18 protein-coding genes and 2 pseudogenes are annotated in these 21,287 nt (G+C 27.5%); 18 read left to right on the forward strand and 2 right to left on the reverse strand.

Features of this window, described 5'->3' with window-relative positions; genetic code table 4:
* Positions 1 to 139: 139 nt before the first annotated feature.
* Positions 140 to 436, forward strand: a complete 297-nt coding sequence (locus tag ACQH24_RS03525; RefSeq protein WP_425380590.1) for a Rid family hydrolase — start codon at positions 140 to 142, stop codon at positions 434 to 436.
* Positions 437 to 470: 34 nt separating this feature from the next.
* Here ACQH24_RS03525 and ACQH24_RS03530 read toward each other — a convergent pair whose 3' ends face one another.
* Entirely contained in the window at positions 471 to 1,430 is a 960-nt protein-coding gene (locus ACQH24_RS03530) for a transposase (protein WP_425379371.1), read from the reverse strand.
* An 85-nt stretch (positions 1,431 to 1,515) separates the two neighbouring features.
* Here ACQH24_RS03530 and ACQH24_RS03535 point away from each other — a divergent pair.
* Both ACQH24_RS03535 and ACQH24_RS03540 read left to right on the forward strand, forming a co-directional pair.
* Positions 1,516 to 1,665 (forward strand): annotated as a pseudogene (locus ACQH24_RS03535) (Rid family hydrolase); the annotation flags it as partial.
* A 3-nt stretch (positions 1,666 to 1,668) separates the two neighbouring features.
* A complete protein-coding gene (locus ACQH24_RS03540) occupies positions 1,669 to 3,315 on the forward strand; it encodes a sulfite exporter TauE/SafE family protein (protein WP_425380591.1) in 1,647 nt (548 codons plus the stop codon).
* An 82-nt stretch (positions 3,316 to 3,397) separates the two neighbouring features.
* On the opposite strand, the gene ACQH24_RS03545 is transcribed toward ACQH24_RS03540, so the two are convergent.
* On the reverse strand, positions 3,398 to 3,868 hold the full coding sequence (locus ACQH24_RS03545) for a hypothetical protein (RefSeq protein ID WP_425380592.1): 471 nt from the start codon (positions 3,866 to 3,868) through the stop codon (positions 3,398 to 3,400).
* A gap of 207 nt (positions 3,869 to 4,075) precedes the next feature.
* Here ACQH24_RS03545 and oppB point away from each other — a divergent pair, with 207 nt between their 5' ends.
* The 15 genes and pseudogenes from oppB to fib all read left to right on the forward strand — a co-directional run bounded on the left by oppB (position 4,076) and on the right by fib (position 21,261).
* On the forward strand, positions 4,076 to 5,320 hold the full coding sequence (gene oppB / locus ACQH24_RS03550) for an oligopeptide ABC transporter permease OppB (RefSeq protein WP_425380593.1): 1,245 nt from the start codon (positions 4,076 to 4,078) through the stop codon (positions 5,318 to 5,320).
* 16 nt (positions 5,321 to 5,336) lie between these two features.
* Entirely contained in the window at positions 5,337 to 6,326 is a 990-nt protein-coding gene (gene oppC, locus ACQH24_RS03555; protein ID WP_425380594.1) for an oligopeptide ABC transporter permease OppC, read from the forward strand.
* A 28-nt stretch (positions 6,327 to 6,354) separates the two neighbouring features.
* Positions 6,355 to 8,058 carry an oligopeptide ABC transporter ATP-binding protein OppD gene (gene oppD, locus ACQH24_RS03560; protein ID WP_425380595.1) on the forward strand — a complete coding sequence of 568 codons (1,704 nt, stop codon included), beginning with the start codon at positions 6,355 to 6,357 and terminating at the stop codon, positions 8,056 to 8,058.
* A 1-nt stretch (position 8,059) separates the two neighbouring features.
* Positions 8,060 to 10,279: an oligopeptide ABC transporter ATP-binding protein OppF gene (gene oppF, locus ACQH24_RS03565; RefSeq protein ID WP_425380596.1), complete on the forward strand. Its 2,220-nt coding sequence runs from the start codon at positions 8,060 to 8,062 to the stop codon at positions 10,277 to 10,279.
* Between the two features lie 2 nt (positions 10,280 to 10,281).
* On the forward strand, positions 10,282 to 12,459 hold the full coding sequence (locus ACQH24_RS03570; RefSeq protein WP_425380597.1) for an ABC transporter substrate-binding protein: 2,178 nt from the start codon (positions 10,282 to 10,284) through the stop codon (positions 12,457 to 12,459).
* 1 nt (position 12,460) lies between these two features.
* Positions 12,461 to 13,111, forward strand: coding sequence for a hypothetical protein (locus ACQH24_RS03575; RefSeq protein WP_425380598.1), 651 nt, complete (start codon positions 12,461 to 12,463; stop codon positions 13,109 to 13,111).
* 160 nt (positions 13,112 to 13,271) lie between these two features.
* Positions 13,272 to 13,829: an elongation factor P gene (gene efp, locus ACQH24_RS03580; RefSeq protein ID WP_425380599.1), complete on the forward strand. Its 558-nt coding sequence runs from the start codon at positions 13,272 to 13,274 to the stop codon at positions 13,827 to 13,829.
* Between the two features lie 29 nt (positions 13,830 to 13,858).
* Positions 13,859 to 14,173 (forward strand): MMB_0454 family protein, encoded by a 315-nt coding sequence (locus ACQH24_RS03585; protein ID WP_425380600.1) that lies wholly within the window; start codon positions 13,859 to 13,861, stop codon positions 14,171 to 14,173.
* A 344-nt stretch (positions 14,174 to 14,517) separates the two neighbouring features.
* Complete coding sequence (locus ACQH24_RS03590) at positions 14,518 to 16,302, forward strand: APC family permease (RefSeq protein WP_425380601.1); 1,785 nt, start codon at positions 14,518 to 14,520, stop codon at positions 16,300 to 16,302.
* Between the two features lie 77 nt (positions 16,303 to 16,379).
* Positions 16,380 to 17,029 (forward strand): annotated as a pseudogene (gene udk, locus ACQH24_RS03595) (uridine kinase).
* Between the two features lie 91 nt (positions 17,030 to 17,120).
* Entirely contained in the window at positions 17,121 to 18,080 is a 960-nt protein-coding gene (locus tag ACQH24_RS03600) for a transposase (RefSeq protein ID WP_425379371.1), read from the forward strand.
* A 179-nt stretch (positions 18,081 to 18,259) separates the two neighbouring features.
* Entirely contained in the window at positions 18,260 to 18,730 is a 471-nt protein-coding gene (gene greA / locus ACQH24_RS03605; protein ID WP_425380602.1) for a transcription elongation factor GreA, read from the forward strand.
* A gap of 246 nt (positions 18,731 to 18,976) precedes the next feature.
* Complete coding sequence (locus ACQH24_RS03610; RefSeq protein ID WP_425380603.1) at positions 18,977 to 19,243, forward strand: bacteriocin leader domain-containing protein; 267 nt, start codon at positions 18,977 to 18,979, stop codon at positions 19,241 to 19,243.
* Positions 19,244 to 19,249: 6 nt separating this feature from the next.
* On the forward strand, positions 19,250 to 19,474 hold the full coding sequence (locus tag ACQH24_RS03615) for a hypothetical protein (protein WP_425380604.1): 225 nt from the start codon (positions 19,250 to 19,252) through the stop codon (positions 19,472 to 19,474).
* 248 nt (positions 19,475 to 19,722) lie between these two features.
* A complete protein-coding gene (gene fib, locus ACQH24_RS03620) occupies positions 19,723 to 21,261 on the forward strand; it encodes a cytoskeletal motor fibril protein Fib (protein ID WP_425380605.1) in 1,539 nt (512 codons plus the stop codon).
* Positions 21,262 to 21,287 lie beyond the last annotated feature (26 nt).

Consider the following 21,287-nt stretch of genomic DNA (forward strand, 5'->3'; position numbering starts at 1 on the left):
GTTTAGAGATTAGTCGTGAAATTATCCGATTAGTAGTTGAAATTAATTTAAAAGTAGAGTTAGAAAACATTGTTACTGATTTAGAGAATTTAGGATATATTGTTATGGAAAAAGAATTTATTAATTCAATTACTAAATAATGGAATTAATTTATACCGATCAAGCCCCCAAAGCGGTGGGTCCATATTCTCAAGCAGTACAACTTACTAACGGCTTTTTATACATTTCAGGTCAATTAGGATTTGATCCAAAAACAATGATATTAGGTTCTGACATTAAAACGCAAGCAATGCAAGTGTTAACAAATATTAATGCAATTTTAACAGCAGCGCATTATAACAAAAATGATGTTGTTAAAACAACAATTTTATCTTTAATTTTGTCGAAAACTCTTGATGAAATAAAAAAATCATCAATATGACAATTTGAAAAATAATTTTGTTTAAGATCATGATTTTGCTTTAAATTTTTTAAACGTTAAAATATAATACCGTTGATTGTTGTTTTGGTGTTAAACCTTTATGTTGGTATTTTCATTTTCATAGATTTAAATAATTTTGAATATTAGTGAAACCCAAACCATGATAATGAATTAAGGCTTCTTTAAGACTCGATTGTAATTTACTAATCTTATTTAACTTTCGATAACTAGTATCAGGGTTTGTACTAGTTTTGGTAGAATATAGAGTAGAATTTGTTTGTTTTGCTACTAATAAATATAATGGTTGCATGTCAGAAATAATTATTGATTTTTCTTTAATTAATTGCTTATTCATATTTTCAATAATTCATTGTTTTTGTAATCGTTTGGTATTGGTGGATTGAACAAAAATATTATTATTGCTATCAACTACCATTTGAATACAGCATTTGGTATTAGTTGAAAATGGATCAAGATGAGTTTTTCGTTTATCAAATTTATCTTTAAAATTACCTTTATGGATTTCTTTAATAAAAGTTTCATCAATTTGGATTTGACCATTTAATTTTTTAAATTTTAATTGAGTATTTTCTAATTGTTTTGATTGCATTAATTTTTGACGATTATATCAAGCAGTTTTTGGTGTTGTTTTAATAAAACGGGAAATTATTTTACTAGATTGTCCTAATAATGAAATTTGAATTAATAAATTTCACTGTTCATAATTTAAATGACTTCAATAAGTAAAATGATGACGAAAAGCATCAAAACTAGCACGACATTTTTTACATAAATATTTTTGTTTTCCTTCGGGATTATGACCATTTTTAACACAATGATAAGATTTACAATCAGGACATATAATGCCTTTATCTCTAAATTTTTGATCAATTTCATTTAAACGTTTTTGTTTTTTGATTACTTCTGCTTCTTTTTTTATTTTTTCAGCAAATTCTAAAAATTGATCATCTGTAAAACTGTTTTTTAATTCTGTAATTATTTTTTCCATCAATTATTTACCTCTATATATTAAAAATATACCTAAAATTAGATATATTCTATAAATATCAAGAGTTTTCGACAAAATTAAAGCAATTTTATTAAAAGATATTAACGATTTTTCTGTTGTCAATGAAGTTTATGAAGGATTCTTTGGTTCACATAAACCAGCACGAAGTACATTCGCTGTAAAGGACTTGCCTAAAGCTGGTCTTGTTGAAATTGAAGTTATAGCCTTTAAATAAAATATGGAAAATCAAGTTCAAGTAGAAAATATTATTAAAAATGAAAATGATTTACTTCATCACACAGAAAATATTTATCAATGAACTGAGCGACAAGGAGAATTAAAAACATTTTATAAACAACAACTTTTGTTTTTAAAACAAGCTCTTAAAAAGAATATTATTACCGAAAATGATTTTATAAGAAAAGAAAAATATATTAAAGAAACTTATTCTCAATATTGTCAAAAAATTCAAGATTATTTAAATCTAAATTATTCATTAGCAATGTGAGAATATGACGAAACTAATAACTTAAAAAGGGATTTAAATTATCAAGTTTTAGAACAAGAGTTTAAAACAAAAATTACTACTATTTCGCATGATTCGACAATTTCAAAACAGGTAAAAAATCAACAGTTGAAAAAGGTTAAAACAGAATACAATACAATGAAGCGAAATTTGAATGGTAAAACAATTGCGATAATTGCGGTTGGTATAACATTATTGTTATTATTAGCCAGTTTATTAGTAAATTACTTATTTTATTTTAAGATTGCTAATGATGGTCAAAAGTTTACTTTTACAGATAAGAACCATTTAACGGCTTTTATCTTTATGTGTATTGGAATCATTTTGATTATTGGATTTTTAGGTTTTATTGTTTGTAATACAACAAAACGAATTTTTTTAGATAAAAAAGAAAATCTCTTTAAAGTTTCAACAATTGGTTTTTTTGGTAGTTTTACTGACACAATTGGCGTTGGTAGTTTTGTTGTAACTGTTGCAGCTTTAAATGCCACAAATAGTGTCCCGGATGTTAAAAAATTACCGGGAACCTTAAATATTGGTTTAACAATTCCCAATTTATTAGCAGGAACATTATTTGTTAGTGCGATTCAGGTTGAATTAGTAACTTTAGTGACATTAGTTATCGCCGCAATGTTAGGAGCTTTTTGTGCTGCTAAAATTGTTAATAAAGTTAATAAGAGATTTGTTGCGTTATTTGTTGCAATTTCGTTAGCGGTTGCGGGAATTTTAATGATTTTAACGCAAGTTGGTTTATTTAATACAGCTGGAACAAAAGGACTTAGTGGTTGAAAATTAGCTGTTGGAATTATTGCGTTCTTTATTATTGGTGGTTTGCAAAGTTTTGGTGTCGGATTATATGCCCCGGCATTAGCAATTGTTTCATTGTTAGGAATGGAAACAATTATTGCTTTTCCAATTATGACTTGTGCCGCAGGTTTTGCGTTACCAACTACCGCTTGAACATTTCATCGAGATAATAATTATAGTCCGAAAGTTGCTTATGGCCTTTTAATTGGTGGGGTTGTTGGCACTGTTACGGCGTTCTTCATTGTTTTTGTTGGAATTCAAGGTGGCTTAGGGGTTAAAATGAATGATTTTACTTATTATTTAAAATGATTTGCCGTTGCTGTAATGTATTATGCCGCTTTCATGTTATTTAAAAAATACTTAGATTTAAAGAAAGAAAAAGATAAACAAAGCAGTACTGAAACAGAAAATTATTATCAAAAATATAAAGAAAAGTTTGATGAAAAATTTACTGAAAAAATGGCAAGTATTGGTAGAATTCATCCTGATATTATCACTCAAGAGCAGTCAAAAATAAAAACAAATAATATTAAATTATTAGTATGAACATAAAAATGTAATTTTTATTAATTATTTTGTTTTAAAGACCTTACTTTTATTAGTAAGGTCTTTTTCTTTAATTTGAGAAGGTAATTTATATTGTAAAAAAAATAATTAAAGAACAAATTAATAAAATCGCAGCAATGATTAATAAAACAGAGCGAATCTTTTTAATTTTTGCTTCTTCATCTGTTAAAGTTGGTTGATAACGGCGACGATGATCATTAAAATAAGCAGCAGCGGTTTTATTTTTATATCACCCTAAAATTAGTCAAATTAATAAGATAATAGCTAAAAAGCTGACAACAATTCATTCTGTTTTTTTAATGTCTTTAAATGCAAAAATACCTAATATGAAACTAAACCCAACTAAAATAGCACTAACTAAGATTGCTATTAAATAATTAAATCAGGTAATTCTTTTTAAGTTCTGATAAGTATCTAATTTTAAATTGTGATTTTGATATGTCTCATTCACAATTTCTGCAACTTCTTTTTGATGTGTTTCTTTTTCTTCTTGTTTTAATTGGTGTAATTTTTTAAAAATATTCTTTTTTTTTGCCATTTTTGCTCCTTTTATTATTTTTTTTTGAATTTATTATTAAATTATATTGTATTTTTTGTAAAAGTAAAATATAATAACATAATATAAAATTATATTTTGTATCAAGCACATTATATTTGAATGAATTATTTTAAGTACATTATTTTATTAAAATTAAATTATAAGGGACATTTTATTTTTCCTTAATTAAAGGAGGGGAAAAAATATATGAAGGAAATTAACAAAACTAAAAATATTTCCAAAAAAAATACTTTAGTTGAAAAAGAATATGATCAAAAGTTTGCTAACGTTGCATTAGATTCGCAAGGAACAAATAAACGGACATCTTGACTTGCTGAAATGAAATATAAAGCTGTTGGGTTTAACCACTTCCGCCGAGAATTTTTTGATCGTTTTCCGTTAATAGGTTATTCATTGAAAAGAATCTTTTTTGCTATAATCACATTATTATTAGCAATTTGTGTTATTTTTATCTTATTGCGATTAGTAACACCAGATGATATTTATATTTCAGATATTGATATTAATAAATTAAAAATTTTACCCGGCACACCAGAATATAACAATTTGCTAGAACAAAGAATGAAAATTTTTGGGGTATATGGCTCGATTTGAACACAATTAGGGACATATTTACGTAATATTATGCCTTTTATTAAGAAAACAATAATTGTTAATAGTGCCTTTAATTCAGTAACAGGAGAATTAGTTGGGGATAAAATTACAACATTCTTTTACTTAGGAGTAGTTTTTTCGACTGCTGTTGCTCAACCAGGGGAATTAGTCACAGAGATTTTTTCTAGAGCAATTCCATATTCATTTGCGTTTGGATCAATAGCTGTTTTATTAGCATATGTAATTGGTGTTCCATTAGGAATTATTGCTGCTAAAAATAAGGAACGTGGAGTTGATAATACAATTAATGCTGGTTCCATTATCTTTTTAGCAATTCCCCCAGTTGTCTTAGTAGTCGGGATTTATTTAATTTCAATTAATGTTTTTTATGCTCATGGTTTATTTAGTTCCGGAACTTTTGATACTAAGTTTTGACCAGTTTTTGCGATTTTTCTAATGATTACACCGCCAATTGTGATTAATACAAGAAGATATGTCATTGATGAAATGACAGCTGACTATACAAAATTTGCCTTATCAAAAGGAATGACTAGTCGTTATATTTTTTATATTCATATTTTCCGTAATGCTGGAATTCGAATCTTTCGATTATTACCGACTGCTTTTGTAACAACTATTTTTGGGGCAAGTATTTTTGCCGAACAAAACTGAGCAATTCCGGGAATGAGTAAATTTATTGTTTCTGGAGTAGGAAATAAAGATTCCTTTGTTGTTATGGGTTATATTCTCTTAACTGCAACGGCAGGAATTATTACTAGTTTATTGGCCGATATTATTATGGCAGTATTAGATCCCCGTATAAAATTAACAAAGTAAAGAAAGGAACAAGATAATGAAAAGAATCACAGATGAAGAATTATTTGAATATCAAAACTATGACATTAATAATTTAGACTCAAATTTATTTGAAATTGTTGGTCCCCAAATTGAAGAAAATGAACGACTTTCAACTAAATCATATAGTTATTGAAAAGTGGTTGGAAAAATCTTAATTGCTAAGAAAACATTTATTATTTGTTTACTATTATTACTTGCAATTATTTTATTAACAGTGATTGTCCCCATTGGGAAAGTTGCGAATCCATTACCAAACAATTTGCCAATTCCAAATTATCAACAACCATTAGGGCCAAATAGTACTTATTTATTTGGGTTAGGAATGAATGGTGAAAATTATTGAGATAAGATTTGAATTGGGATGCGAACTACGTTATTGTTTACGTTAATTATTGCTTTAATTCAAATTTTATTAGGAATTATAATTGGATCAATTTGAGGATTTTATAAGAAATTTGATATCTTATTTATTGAAATTACTAGATTTTTAAATTTAGTACCAACTTTAATTTTATGGTTAATTATTATTTTTGCCTTAGGGAAATCAATGTTAATAATTATCTTTGCCGTATCATTGACGAGTTGGATTACTTTGGCCGAAGTTATTCGGGTTCAAATTATTCTAGTTCGTAATACTGAATATAATATTGCTTCAAAAATGCTAGGTACATCAGGGCCAAAAATTGTGGCAAAAAATATTATGCCCCGTATTTTGCCATTAATTGTTCAAACTGCTTCATTTGCTGTTCCAATGGCAATTGCAATTGATTCAACTTTGAATTACTTTAACTTTGGTTTTATTCAAGGACGGGAAAATACAACTTTGGGATTTATTTTAAATGAAGTATTAGCATCAAGTAAATGACAAGATTATCCTCATTTATTAATTATTCCTGTTTGTTTTATTGCTGGTACATCGGTTTTATTCTTCTTATTTGGGAAAGTATTTGCTGATTCACTAGATCCAAAAAACCATTATAAATAAAAAAAGTATTAAAGGAGGATATTGCGTTATGAAGAAAGAAATTGTTATTTCAATTAAAAAATTAGTTATAAAATTTAAAACTCGAGCGAATGTGTTAACAGCAATTCGTAATATTTCATTTGATATCTATGATGGTGAAACATTAGCAATTGTTGGAGAATCAGGGAGTGGAAAGTCAGTAATGACAAAAACTTTTACGAATATGTTAGAAAGTAATGGCTGAATTAGTAATGGGGCAATTGTTTACACCCCATCAAGAAATATTTTAGCTGATGAGTTAACTTATTTTAAAAAGTCAGTTCACTTAGTGGATTTTCACAAGATTTTGTTAGATAGTAATTTACGGAAAAATATTGTTAAATATAATAAAAAATTAATTACGAGAACAGAACAAAAAATTAAAATAATTAATAATTTACAATTAGAAACAGTTAAAGCAGATATTACCCAGTTGAAAGCAAAAGAGCAAGAATTAAAAAAACAAATTAATTTTACTCATTCAAATCGTGTCAATAATAAATTAATAAAAATTAATCTACAATTAAAAAAATATCAAAAACAGCAAACAATGTTATTAGATTCAGAACTTAAAGATAAAAAAATTGAATTATTGCAAAGTCGAATTACGGATTATTTAAATGAAATTAATAAGATAAAAAATTTATCATGATTAGAAAAAAGATTACTAAATAAAAATATGCAGTTCTTAAACAAATATTTTACCGAAAAAATAGTTCCAAGTCCTGAAGCATTTGAAAAGATTGCAGCTTATTTTAATAAAGTGACTTTTACTGATGGTGTTCGTTATCGAATTAATAAAATGAATCTTTTAATGTTACAACAGCAGCCATTAGATGAGAATGATTTTAATAATTTATGTGAAGAATGAAATTTAATTAAGAATTTTACATTTATTAATAAATTAAAAGCAGCAAAACAAATTAGTAAGCTCCGAGGGCAAACCATTGCGACAATTTTTCAAGACCCAATGACATCATTAAATCCATTATTATCTGTTGGATTTCAAATTTCAGAAGTGTTACGAAAACATCGTAAATTTTCGCGTTCAGCAGCAAAAAAAGATGCGATTGAATTATTAGAAAAAGTTGGAATTTCAAATGCAAAAAAACGTTATCATGATATTCCAGGAATGTATTCAGGAGGAATGCGACAACGGGTTGTAATTGCGATTGCGTTAGCATGTCAACCAAAGATTTTAATTTGTGATGAACCAACAACGGCGTTGGATGTAACAATTCAAGCGCAAATTTTGGATTTAATTAAAGAATTACAAAAAGAATACAAATTTACCGTTATTTTTATTACTCATGACTTAGGGGTTGTTGCAAATATTGCCGACCGTGTGGCTGTGATGTATGCAGGACAAATTGTTGAATATGGTACTGTTAATGAAATCTTTTTTAATCCAAAACATCCATATACATGAGCATTATTATCTTCATTACCACAATTTGGGGAAAAAGGGGAAGAACTTTATTCAATTCCTGGTTCACCACCATCGTTATATGCTAAAGTATATGGTGATCCTTTTGCCCCCCGCAATAAATATGCAATGAAAATTGATTATTTATTAGAACCACCAATGTTTAAAGTAACTGAAACCCATTATGCTAAAACATGATTATTAGATCCTCGTGCCACAAAAGTGGAAAAACCAAAACAGTTACGACAATTAGAAAAAATTAAAAATGATGCAAAGGTAGGTGATTAAGATGAACAAAAACGAACAAGAACAATTTATTATGGTTCGCGATTTGTTAATTCAATTTCGCCAAAAAAATAAAAAAGTAAATGCGGTTAAAAGAGCAAATTTTGATATTTATCGTGGAGAAATTTTTAGTATTGTTGGAGAATCTGGCAGTGGTAAAACAACAATTGGACGGGCAATTGCTGGAGTTCAACCAATTAAAGATGGCACAGTCTATATGAATTATCAGGTAATTCGTGGAAAACCACCACAATTATATAAAATTAATTTGCACATTAATGAACAATTACGACTTTTAAAAAACAATAATATGTTACTAAATAGAAATCTAGATAATTATATTAATAATTTAAAAATTAGTTATTATCGTTATTTTGAAAATAAACGTTATATCGTCAATACTAAGGAGTTAATTCGCTACGAAGCGAATAATTATTTAATTACTAATGACCTTGCTTTAAATAAAATTAATTTATTAAATTTTAATCATAGTAATAATCAATTTGCTTTAGTAAAAGAAATGTATGAAAACAATTTGATTTTATTAAAAGAAATTTTAAAAGCATATCAACGAATCTTTCGTTTTGTTAATAATTTACATGAATGAGTTCCATCCTTGCCTGTGCCTTTAGAAGTAGAGATTACAACACGGGTACGAGAGAATATTGAAATCATTGAAGAATGTATTTTACAAGGACATCAAATTTATAAAGTTATTTTAAAATTAGAACAAATTCGAAGGGAACTAAAAGATAATTTTATTCTTCCGCAAACAAAAAAATATTATGATAAATCTTTTCAAACACTAGAGGAATTATTATTAGTTCATAATAAATTACTAGAAAATATTAAAAGTATTGCTAAAAATCAACGGAAAGCTTTTATTCTTTTTGTCCCAACATCAAGACGAATGAAGTATATTCTTGCTTATAATAAACGTTATAATGTTTTTAAAAAAGATTTTGAAAAGGAATATTTAAAGCAATTAAAAAATTTAGAATTAAATGCCCAAGAAAATGCCACAGCAATTCTTGTTTTAAAAGAAAAATATGATAATAGTTTATTAAGAACATCAATTTCATCCGCTGCTTGTGCTAATTTATTGGCAGCAACAGATTTTAAAACAACATTAATGGCATTATCCGATGATGAATGTAGTCAACCTTTAAAAGAAATTTTAGTCCAGATAACTGACAAAAAAGAATTAGAGGAAATGCTAGCTGATTTATCTTATTTGGCAAGACACGGTGTTTTTCGTGATAAAGAAACAATTAGATTATATTATTCATGAATTCAAAAAGAAGATAAATATTCGTATACAGAAATTAAGGATTCTAATCGGTTATTAGATTTGTTAGACTTGCCTTTAATTGATGAAATTGTTAAAGAAACTAAATTGTTTAAATTACCAACACGCAAAGAAAATCATCAACAAAAGAAAACAATTCAAATGATTTTTCAAGATCCGTCTTCATCATTAAATGATCGGATTTCAGTTGCCGAAATTGTTGGTGAAGGGTTAACTAATTTTCCTGAATTATATCAAAATGATGAAGCTCGGAATTTATATTTAACTTATTATAATAATAATTTAACTAAAAATGAAAAAAAATTAACATTAAAAGATGTTGTTGATAAAAATGTTAAAAGTTTTTTAATTTTAAATATTTTAAAAGAAGTTGGTTTGTTACCAGAACATTTATCACGTTATTCACATGAATTTTCAGGTGGGCAACGTCAACGTATTGGGATTGCGCGAGCTTTAATTATGAAACCACAATTTATTATCGCGGATGAGCCAATTTCAGCGTTAGATGTTTCAATTCGTGCCCAAGTTTTAAATTTATTAAAAACATTTCAGCAAAAATATAATTTAACGTATATTTTTGTGGCTCATGATTTATCGGTTGTTCGTTTTATTGCTGATCGGATTGCGGTGATTTATCATGGTCAATTAGTTGAATTAGCTCCCGCGGAAGAATTATTTGCAAATCCTATGCATCCATATACACGGGCATTATTATCAGCAATTCCGTTACCTAATCCAAATTATGAAAAGGAAAAAATTCACTTTATTTATGAACCAGAGAAGGAACATTGAGATTATTTATTTGATTTACCAGAGTTTATTGAAATTAAAGCGGGACATTATTTATTTGGTAATTCTCGTGAAATTGCAACAGCAAAAGCAAAAATTGCTGAAGTAAAAAGTAAGGAGGCATAATTATGTTAAAAAAGAAATTAGCACTTTTTGCAAGTTTAACAACAATGATAACTGTCACCCCTTTGGTAGTATCATGTGGGATTAGTTTAGAGTACTTAGCTAATCGCTTAAATCACGATAATGTTTTTCGTTATGTTTTTAAATTTCCCTTAACATCATGGTCGAGTGGTTCAACAATGCAAGCAGAAGATAACAAAATTCTAGCAGATTTAGTGGGAACGTTAGTGGCAAGTGATAAATATAATCGTAATTTTGGTGACATTGCTGTGCAAACTGATAAAGCATCAAAATATGTTGGCCAACCAAATGCCGATCAAAGTGAATGAACATATCAAATATCACCAGCGGCAAAATGATTTGACCAACATGGTAATGTTCAACGTCGAATTAAAGCAACGGATATGATTAATACGGCTAAGTTTGTATTATTTCCAAAAAATCTATCCGCCACAGCAGGATTATGACGAACTTTTATTGCTGGTGCCCAAGAAATATGAGATTATTTTCAAGCTGGAAATTATCAACAAGATTATTACAATGATCCAATTTGAAGTAAATTAGGGATGCATGTTAATGATACAGATGATGAGATCACAATAAAATTAACAAAACCAGCGGAGTATTTTGATACATTAATGACTTACTTGGCTTTTGCCCCAATGCCAGAAAAAGCATTGTTGCAAGGTTATAATTATGGGACAAACTTTAAAAATATTTGATATTCTGGAGCGTATTTAGTTGAACAATATAGTTCAACTTCCCAAATTTTATTACGAAAAAATCCGGAATATCGTCATGCTAAATTAGCATATATTGATAAATTAAATTATACATACTTAGCAAATAATGATGTTTCACGTGAGCGGGTATTATTTGAATCTGGTGATGTTAATGATTTTCTTGTCCAACCAACTGATACAAATGGTTGGGGAAAATATGTTGGCCCTAATCCAGCTAATCCAACTTTTAGTGGGGCTTCAAGTATTGTTAATCCCGATCCAACAACCTATACGATAAGGTTTAATTATGCTAATGCTAATATTTTAAATAAGAATAGTAAACTGGCAGCAGAAGGATTAAATGCTAGTAAAGCATTACAATATGATAAAGTTCGGAAATACTTAGCGACTCATTTAGATCGTAGTAAATTTGTTAAATATTTTTCAGAAGCGTTAGATGATTCTCCAACATCAAAATTCTTGCGAAATGTTTATACGGCCCGTTATTTTGTTCATAATGGCAATGTTGATTATGCAACTTATGTTGAAGAAGAATATGCTAAGAAATATTTAAATGATGATGTTCAAGCAAGTAGTCAATTATTAAAAGATGGTAGTGATGCATTATATCATAACGAAAGTTTGATAGAAAATGATCAAAATATTTTAGATGAGATTCGTACTTGGTTACAACAAAATACTGGTTCATCTAGTGTCACAATGCGTTTCTTAATGAATGGGGCCGGAACTTTAACAACCAATAAGTTTTTATTAAATATGATTGATTCATTTAATGCTGAAAATAATGTCATTAAAATTATTCCAGATATTACTGTTGATGCCACTGAGTATAATAGTCGCACGAAAAAAGCAGATTGAGATATATTAGTTGGTGGATGATCACCAGATTATGCTGACCCGTATACTTATTTACATACATTTTCGCTTGGTGGTGATCTCCAATATTATTCAGGGACATCACGGATTTTTAGCGATTTAAAACTAACAAATAATCTTGCGCCTGATTTTGCGGATATCCAAAATACACTAGATAATCCATATTGGAATCGTTTAAAAGATACTACTGCAATTAAAAGTTTTTATGATGTTTTTAAAAATTATACAAATCAAGTCACGACAGCTGATAATATTACTGATCCTAACGCAATAACTGATCGCTATAAGAATTTTGCGAAAGCAGAGTTTAATTCAATTTATACTGATTTTGTTTTTATTCCAGCTTATGTTCCAAATGGTTCATATCAAATTCGAATTTCGTATGTTACTCCACGAACACAAATTACGGTTGGTTATGGAAGTTCAAAATATAAACATTGAGGAATGGAATTAAACCGCTATTTGTTAACAACTAATGAACGGCAAATAATTGAAGCTCGTTATCAGCAACAATTAACAATCATTCAGACAAAAGATTATGCTGCTTTTCGGGAGGATTATTAAGATGAAAAAGTTATTAACAATATTTAGTGCTTTAACAGTAATTAATGCTCCAATAACAATTATTAGCTGTAATAATATTGAAACTCGTGATCGTATTAAAATTTCATTAGATTTATTTAAAACACAATTAGCATTAATTCCTGTTTTTGATCGAGAAAATAAAATAACAACAGTAACTGAAGCAATTTTTAAAAATGCCGTTTACGGTGCCTTAGAAACAAATGCCTATCGTGGGCAAGTTGCCAGTAATGAGTTAGAATTTACTTATTATGATCAAAAAATAGTAGCAACCAGTTGAACTGATTTAATGTGACAACCAACACCTAATGGTGGGGAAAAAACAACCTTAATTACAGTAAAAATCACCGCAAGTGTAACAAGTATGCACTTTGCTAATGCAACAGAAATAATTACAATAGCCTTATATCACACACAACCAACTGCTTTAGCAACAATTAAGTTTGCTTATGAAGAAAAGATTTTAAAAGATTTAGCCGTTGAGCAGATGATGGGATATTTTGCGATTTTAAATCCAACTTATTATTTTGCATCCCGTCATTTTGACATTAAAAAAACGGCAGCAAATATTGAAATTGATGCTGCACCAACTTCGGAGCGTTATGTTGGACAAAATATTATTTTATTAAATTAACACGATAAAGGTACAATGCCACTAGCAATTTGAACCTTTTTATTAATATTTGCTAAATGAAAAATGGAAATTCACTTTCTTAATAACATTTTTTAGTATCTTTATTTATTATTAAAATTAGGTTATAATTATAAAAATAGAATAGAAAAGGAAAAATAAAATGATTAGTGTAAATGATTTCCGCCCAGGTTTAACGTTTCAATATGAAGGTAATATTTATATTGTCATTGAAGCACAACATTCAAAATCAGGACGTGGACAAGCCCATGTTAAAGCAAAAGTAAAAAATCTTCGTAGTAATGCCACAACTAATATTACTTTTACTGGTGGTGATAAAGTTGCAAAAGCAATGATTGATAAGGTTGAAATGCAATACTTATACGATGATGGAACAAATGTTATTTTTATGGATACGCAAAGTTATGAACAATTAGAAATTCCATCGAGTAGATTAACATGAGAAAAAAACTTTTTAAAAGAGGGGATAATGACTTCTGTTACCAAATATGATGGGGAGGTCTTAGGAATTATTTTACCTGACAAAGTTGATTTAAAAATTGCAGAAGCAGAAGCCGCCGTCAAAGGTGATACTAGCTCTGGAGCGATGAAAAAAGCAGTTTTGGAAACGGGTTGAGAATTACAAGTGCCTTTATTTATTAAGGAAGGTGAATTAATTACTATTTCAACAGCAGATGGGAAGTATTCTGGGCGAGCATAAGGGCATCAAAAATAGAGGAGCGATGAAAGATGACTAATAATTTGAATAAGTTAACAATTGATAGTAATTATCGTGGTAGTATTGCTGTAAGTTTATTAACTATTAAAAAAATTATTTTATATTCAATTCGTGATATTACCCACAAATATTTTGTGGATAAAGTAGAATGCCAATTGATTGATAATTATATTTTACATGTTTATATTAGTGGAAAAATATTAGAAGAACAAGAATTAAATCAATTGAATGAAGAAATTAATGAAGCAATTATGAAAGAATTAAATTATTCTTTGCAAATTAAACCAAAAAATATTAGTATTGCTTATCGCCGTAAACTAATATAATTCTTTTAACTTATTCTTTATTAGTTGCATTTAAGTCTCGCTTTTATTTTTTTATCTTTATTTTATATACTATTTACTAAAATTTAAATTAATTAATAAAAGAGAAGATAATTTTTATCTTCTCTTTTATATTGTAAAGAAATATTTAATACTAAGGAAATGTTAAAAATATTGATTTTATAACAATCCTTGCATTTTTATTTCACATTGCTATAATTATATTTAAATTATTTAGAAGAAATTTAAATAATTTAAATAATTTAAGTGTTATAATTTAGTTTTTATGAAAATTATCATTAATTAAATATTAACAATGCTTTTGTTTAGAAAGGAAAAACTATTTTATGCTTAAAAAAGAACAAAATAAAAAGTTTAGTTTAGCGGATTTTGTTTGATTAGGTTTTAATTATACTGTTGGAATTAGTTTTATTGGTAATTTTGCTATTTTAGCAAATATTTCAGAGCCCGACTCAATTGGTATTCATGTTGTATGATTATTTGCAGTAGAAGGACTAATTGCTGGAATATGTGCATGAGCATTTGCTAAAATGGCAAGAATTCACCATTCAAACAATAATGGTGCTTCATATATTTATGTTCGAACCACTTTTGGGAAATTTTGAGGAATATTTGTTGCTTTTATGCAATATGTTTCGTTGCCATTTTTAATTACAATTCAAGTAATGATGTTAATCCGTGGTTCATTTGGTGCGGATTGAGTTTCACAAGTTAATCCTGATCATAGTATCACTGTTCCATGATATGCTGCAAACTGAGGAGCATTTGGGGACTTATGATTAGATCTTATTGGAATTGTTATTTATATGTCAGCGGCAGCAATTATTTTTGGCGGTATTAAATTATATAAAAAATTAGCAAATGGGACAGGAATTATTAAATGAGTTACGGCTGGTTTTTTAGTTATTGCCGGTTTAGTTTTAGCAGCGCAACATGGTAGCGAAAATTTAAGTTACTGAGGACATAATACTAAATTCTCATTACCAGGATTTATTAAAGCGTTTAACTCGTGCTTCTTTTTCTTTGCTGGATTTGAGGTTTTCTCAACAGCGGGACGAAATATTAGTAATCCCGAAAAAAATATTGGGCGCGGAATTATTTTAATTATGTTAATTAGTACAATTTTCTATGTTGTTATTTCAATTATTTTCTTTGCTGCTTTTACAAAATTTGTTCAAAATATGAATATGGGAACCTGGAGCCTAGGATTTAATAGTAAGATTATTTTATATGGTGGCCCTATTATTATGATTATTAGTGCTTTAGCACTAAAAGTTAATGTTGCGATGCAAAATGCTTTATATGGTGGGACATCATTGCAACCATTATCAACGGAAGGGTATTTACCAGATCGTTTACGAAAATTAAACAAAGATGGACTACCAGTGCGTGCTTCAATTTTAAACTTAATAATCACAAGTTTAATGATTTTTATTTGATTAGCAATTCCTGATATTATTAAAGGAATTAGTTTAACGAAAGATTTTGGATTTATGGCAACTGCCGCCCAAGCAATGTCATATAAACAACCGTTTGATATTTCATCGTTAACAGAAGCTTCATCAGCAATTACGATTTTTATTTATGCGATGGTAATTGCCGTTACTTTAAAATTAGGTTATCAACAAAAAAATAAAATGCGATTATGAGAACATATTGTCTTTCCAATTGTCTTTATTATTTTGGCTTTTGCATTTGTCTGACATTATTACAGTTTAGTTGATAATATTGTTAACACGACAGGGGCGGAACATGAAAGTGCAATTATTGGAACGGGAATTGAATTAGCTTTTGTTGTATTTTCAGCTAGTTTCGCGACAATTTGATATTTTACTTATTATCGTCAAAAATATTTACGTCGTATGAAAGAACGTCCTGAATTACAAGCAAAATTAGATGCTGAATTTGAAGTAACCGATGATTGAAAATATGTTTCTTTAGAAATTCGTAATGAAATTAAATATTATTTAAAACGAAATCAAGCGTTATATCAAAGTAAAGATAATGTTAATTACCAAGATGCTAATCATATTCTTACTGAATTAGATCTTATTTTTGATAAATACAAACAACTTGAACTTATCGAAGATGCAAAAGAACATGATCAATAAAGCAACTTAGCAACTGTTAAGTTGTTTTTTCTTTGTGATATACTAACATTAGAATATACCATTGGAGGATTTATATTATGAAGCTAAAACAAGAGAATAAAATTCAATTAATAACAATTGTTGGAGGAACAGCTAGTGGCAAGACAACAGTTGCCAATCAAATTGCTGAAATTTTACCAGCTAAAAAAATTGTTTATTTAAAAATGGATCATTATTATAAGAAATTAGATCATTTAACATTAGCGGAACGAAAGGAAATTAACTTTGACCATCCAAATGCGCTTGATTTAGACTTACTATTGCAACATTTAACAATGATAAAACGTCAGCAATCAATTCAAATTCCGATTTATGACTTTACTGTTTATAATCGATTAGAAGAAACAATTAATGTTATGCCGGGGACGTCATTATTTTAGAGGGAATTTTAGGCTTAGCACTAGAAGAAATCCGCCAATTATCAGACATTAAAATTTTTATTAAAACAGAAGATGATATTCGTTTTATTCGTCGTTTAAATCGTGATTTAAATGAGCGTGGGCGGACAATTGATAGTATTATTACTCAATATTTAACAATGGTTAAACCAATGCACGAATATTTTGTTGAACCAAGTATTAAATATGCCGATATTATTGTGCCATATTATGAAGGAAATGAAATTGCGATTGATATGATTGCAACAAAAATTAAAACTTTATTAACAGAACAAACAAATAAAAAGTAAAAAAATCTCTTTAATTTTGTCGAAAACTCTTGATATTTATAGAATATATCTAATTTTAGGTATATTTTTAATATATAGAGGTAAATAATTGATGGAAAAAATAATTACAGAATTAAAAAACAGTTTTACAGATGATCAATTTTTAGAATTTGCTGAAAAAATAAAAAAAGAAGCAGAAGTAATCAAAAAACAAAAACGTTTAAATGAAATTGATCAAAAATTTAGAGATAAAGGCATTATATGTCCTGATTGTAAATCTTATCATTGTGTTAAAAATGGTCATAATCCCGAAGGAAAACAAAAATATTTATGTAAAAAATGTCGTGCTAGTTTTGATGCTTTTCGTCATCATTTTACTTATTGAAGTCATTTAAATTATGAACAGTGAAATTTATTAATTCAAATTTCATTATTAGGACAATCTAGTAAAATAATTTCCCGTTTTATTAAAACAACACCAAAAACTGCTTGATATAATCGTCAAAAATTAATGCAATCAAAACAATTAGAAAATACTCAATTAAAATTTAAAAAATTAAATGGTCAAATCCAAATTGATGAAACTTTTATTAAAGAAATCCATAAAGGTAATTTTAAAGATAAATTTGATAAACGAAAAACTCATCTTGATCCATTTTCAACTAATACCAAATGCTGTATTCAAATGGTAGTTGATAGCAATAATAATATTTTTGTTCAATCCACCAATACCAAACGATTACAAAAACAATGAATTATTGAAAATATGAATAAGCAATTAATTAAAGAAAAATCAATAATTATTTCTGACATGCAACCATTATATTTATTAGTAGCAAAACAAACAAATTCTACTCTATATTCTACCAAAACTAGTACAAACCCTGATACTAGTTATCGAAAGTTAAATAAGATTAGTAAATTACAATCCAGTCTTAAAGAAGCCTTAATTCATTATCATGGTTTGGGTTTCACTAATATTCAAAATTATTTAAATCTATGAAAATGAAAATACCAACATAAAGGTTTAACACCAAAACAACAATCAACGGTATTATATTTTAATGTTTAAAAAAATTTAAAGCAAAATCATGATCTTAAACAAAATTATTTTTCAAATTGTCATATTGATGATTTTTTTATTTCATCAAGAGTTTTCGACAAAATTAAAGAAAAATCTTAACTATCTTGTTTTTTAAGGTATAATAAGGATTGATGAGATTACAAATGGAGAGGAAACGGGAAAATTAGATGAATGAAGAAATTTTACTGACTAAAGAAGGAATTAAGGATTTACAAGAGGAATTAGATAATTTAATTAATGTTGTTCGACCAGAAGTTATTGAAGAGTTAAAAGAAGCTCGTGCCCAAGGAGATTTATCCGAAAATGCGGATTATGATGCTGCTCGAAATCGACAAGCTGAAGTTGAAGGGCGCATTAAAGAGATTGAATCTTTATTAACTAAAGCAAAAGAAATTAAGGAAGTAAAGTCAAAAACAGGAATTATTAAATTAGGAAGTAAAGTTCATTTTACTAATTTATTAATTAATAAAAACTTTGAAATTAAAATTGTGGGAGCAGTTGAAGCAAATCCTTTTGAAAATACTATTTCAAATGAATCGCCAATTGCCAAAGCTATTATTGGTCAAAAAGTTGGTGATTTGGTTGAGATTAAAGGAATTCAAGCACCGTATAAAGTTAAAATTTTAGCAGTGGAATAATAATTAAAGTAATTGTTTACAAATATGTTATGAAAAATTGACATATAAAAGGATACTATTGGAATGATTTTTTGGATTTATCAGGGGTCATTCCTTTTTCTTTTCTTCGGTGATTTAAAATTTTAAAAATAAATATTTTTAGTTAAATTATTTTTAATTGCTTGTCTAATCTAGTTGGATATTTATCATTTCTTTTACAAGGAATTATAAAACCAAAAGGTTAAACATTAATAAGGAGGAAATCAAATGGTAAAATTAACAATAAAACAAACAAAAAATCTAACGGGTGGGAAAGTTTCGGGAGCTTTTTTAACTGGCATTGCGGCTATTATAAATGCTTGTAGTAATTCGTTATCAAATTTAATTTCAACTGGTTTTTCAAGTTATTTAGCGACCCAGCAAATGAATCGAACTGAAGGTGGTTATAAAGCACCAAATGGTTCTCATCTTACGTGATCAGATAAACATAATAATTTCAATCATCGGAATTATGATCAAATATTATTTGTCTAATTTTAAATGAGATTATTAAGTTTAAAAGAACAAAAAGCGGTGATGGCTGGGGCAGCTTGAATTATTGGGTCACTAATTTTAATTAGTTTTTTTGATATTGTTAAAATTAGTTTAGATAGTTATCAAATTAGTCAGAATAAAGCACAACAAAAACAGAGTTCAATAGGTGAAAGGCATGAACAAAAAGAAGAATTGCTTTTAACTCAAAATCATGATATTCTGTATGTATAAAAATAATTATGATTATGATTTTATTTATAGAAAATAATTTTTATTTTTTTTATAAATAAAAAACAAAATAATTTTTATAATTTTATTAATTTTTAACATTTTATAATTTACCATTGCTAATTTATCCAAAATACGATAAAATAAAGATAGTTGTATTTTGCTTATAATCAAATATTAGTTATAGTAAGATACACTAAACATAATCAATTTTGGAAATTAATTATTAGAAAAATAGAGGTGGAAACTAAATGATCGGTGTTATTTCAACGGCATATTTTACAATGAAAGATAAGCACAGTATTAAAACAGTAAAAAAATATTGATGAAAAAACTGTGTTATTCAACATGTTAAATATCATGGAAAAACTTTCATTATTGCAACAGTAGGTTATGGTAAAGCAAATGCTGCTATGGCTATTACATACTTATTAGAAAAATATCCTGGTTTACAAACAATTTTAAATATAGATTTAGCATTGTCAACAAATGATAAACATGATACAGGAGACACAACAATTTCAACAAAATTTATTTATCGTGATGCAGACTTAACAGTTTTTAAAGATATTAAATATGGGCAAATTGTTAATGAACCTGAATCATTCCAATTCGATGGGGAATTTGCTAAAGTTATTAAAGACTTTAAATTAGGATTAACTGAAGGAGTTACTGGAACAGCAGATATGCTGATTTATAATTCAAAACAATTTAAAGAAATGGTTGATAAATATGGTCACACAATTGACGTTATTGATACAGAAGCTGGTGCAATTGCACAAGTTGCTAAGAAATCAAGCGTTAATTATATTGCTTTAAAAATTATTTATAATAATGCATTATCACCATGAGATAATGACCCAATTCATAAATTTAAAATGTATGAAACAGTAAATACTTTAAAATACTTATTAAGAAGATTATTTAACTTATTAAGTTCACATTATATTATTGATTTATCACAATCATCACAAGATGACTTAGATTCAATTAATGAATTATTTGAAATCAAACATGATCAATGAATCAAATTATTTAAATCAAATACTCATAAAGTATTATCAGGTTTTGGACCTTCATTAATGCTAGTTGATAAGCAAGAACGAACACCTGTCGCATTAGACATTATTCAAGTAATGAAATCAAAAATAAAGGATAACGAAGGACCAAGTAAAGTAATTTTAGGAGAAGATGAATGAAAAAATGCTCCTAAGAAATGATTACGTAAATTGTTATTCTTAGAACAAGTTCGTGTTAATGACTATGAATTATTATGAAATAAATCAGCAAAATATGATTTAAATAATGAAAAATTATATAAAATTGAAACAGTTGCAAATGAAATTTCTGCTGCAATTGCTGAAAAATGTCAAGATAAATCATCATATACATATAATGGTGCAACAGTACCTGAAAAATACTTATTAGTAAATTGTGATGCTAGAATTTCATTTTACATTACACATAACCAATCACATGAATTTGTGGAAGATAAAAACTTTGGTTCACAATTAGTAAGTAATGAATTTATTAAATATTTAAATGAATCATTAAAAGATGTTGATTCACCATATCAACAAATTGTAATTTATATGGCAATTCCAGCTTTAGATTATCGTAAAATCCCAGTTTTCATTCCTTCAAATAAAGGGGCAAACAGAGGAATTAAATTTGGAAACTTAAATCAAAAATTACAAAAAGATTATACAGTTGTCGATATTACAAGAAACGATTATGACCCAATCAAAGTTGGTTCATTCAAAGTTACAGTTCGTTTAAGAAATGAATAATTATTAATTTTATTATAAAAACAACC

This window comes from Spiroplasma endosymbiont of Stenodema calcarata (genome assembly GCF_964031205.1).
Classification (GTDB): Bacteria; Bacillota_I; Bacilli_A; order Mycoplasmatales; family Mycoplasmataceae; genus Spiroplasma.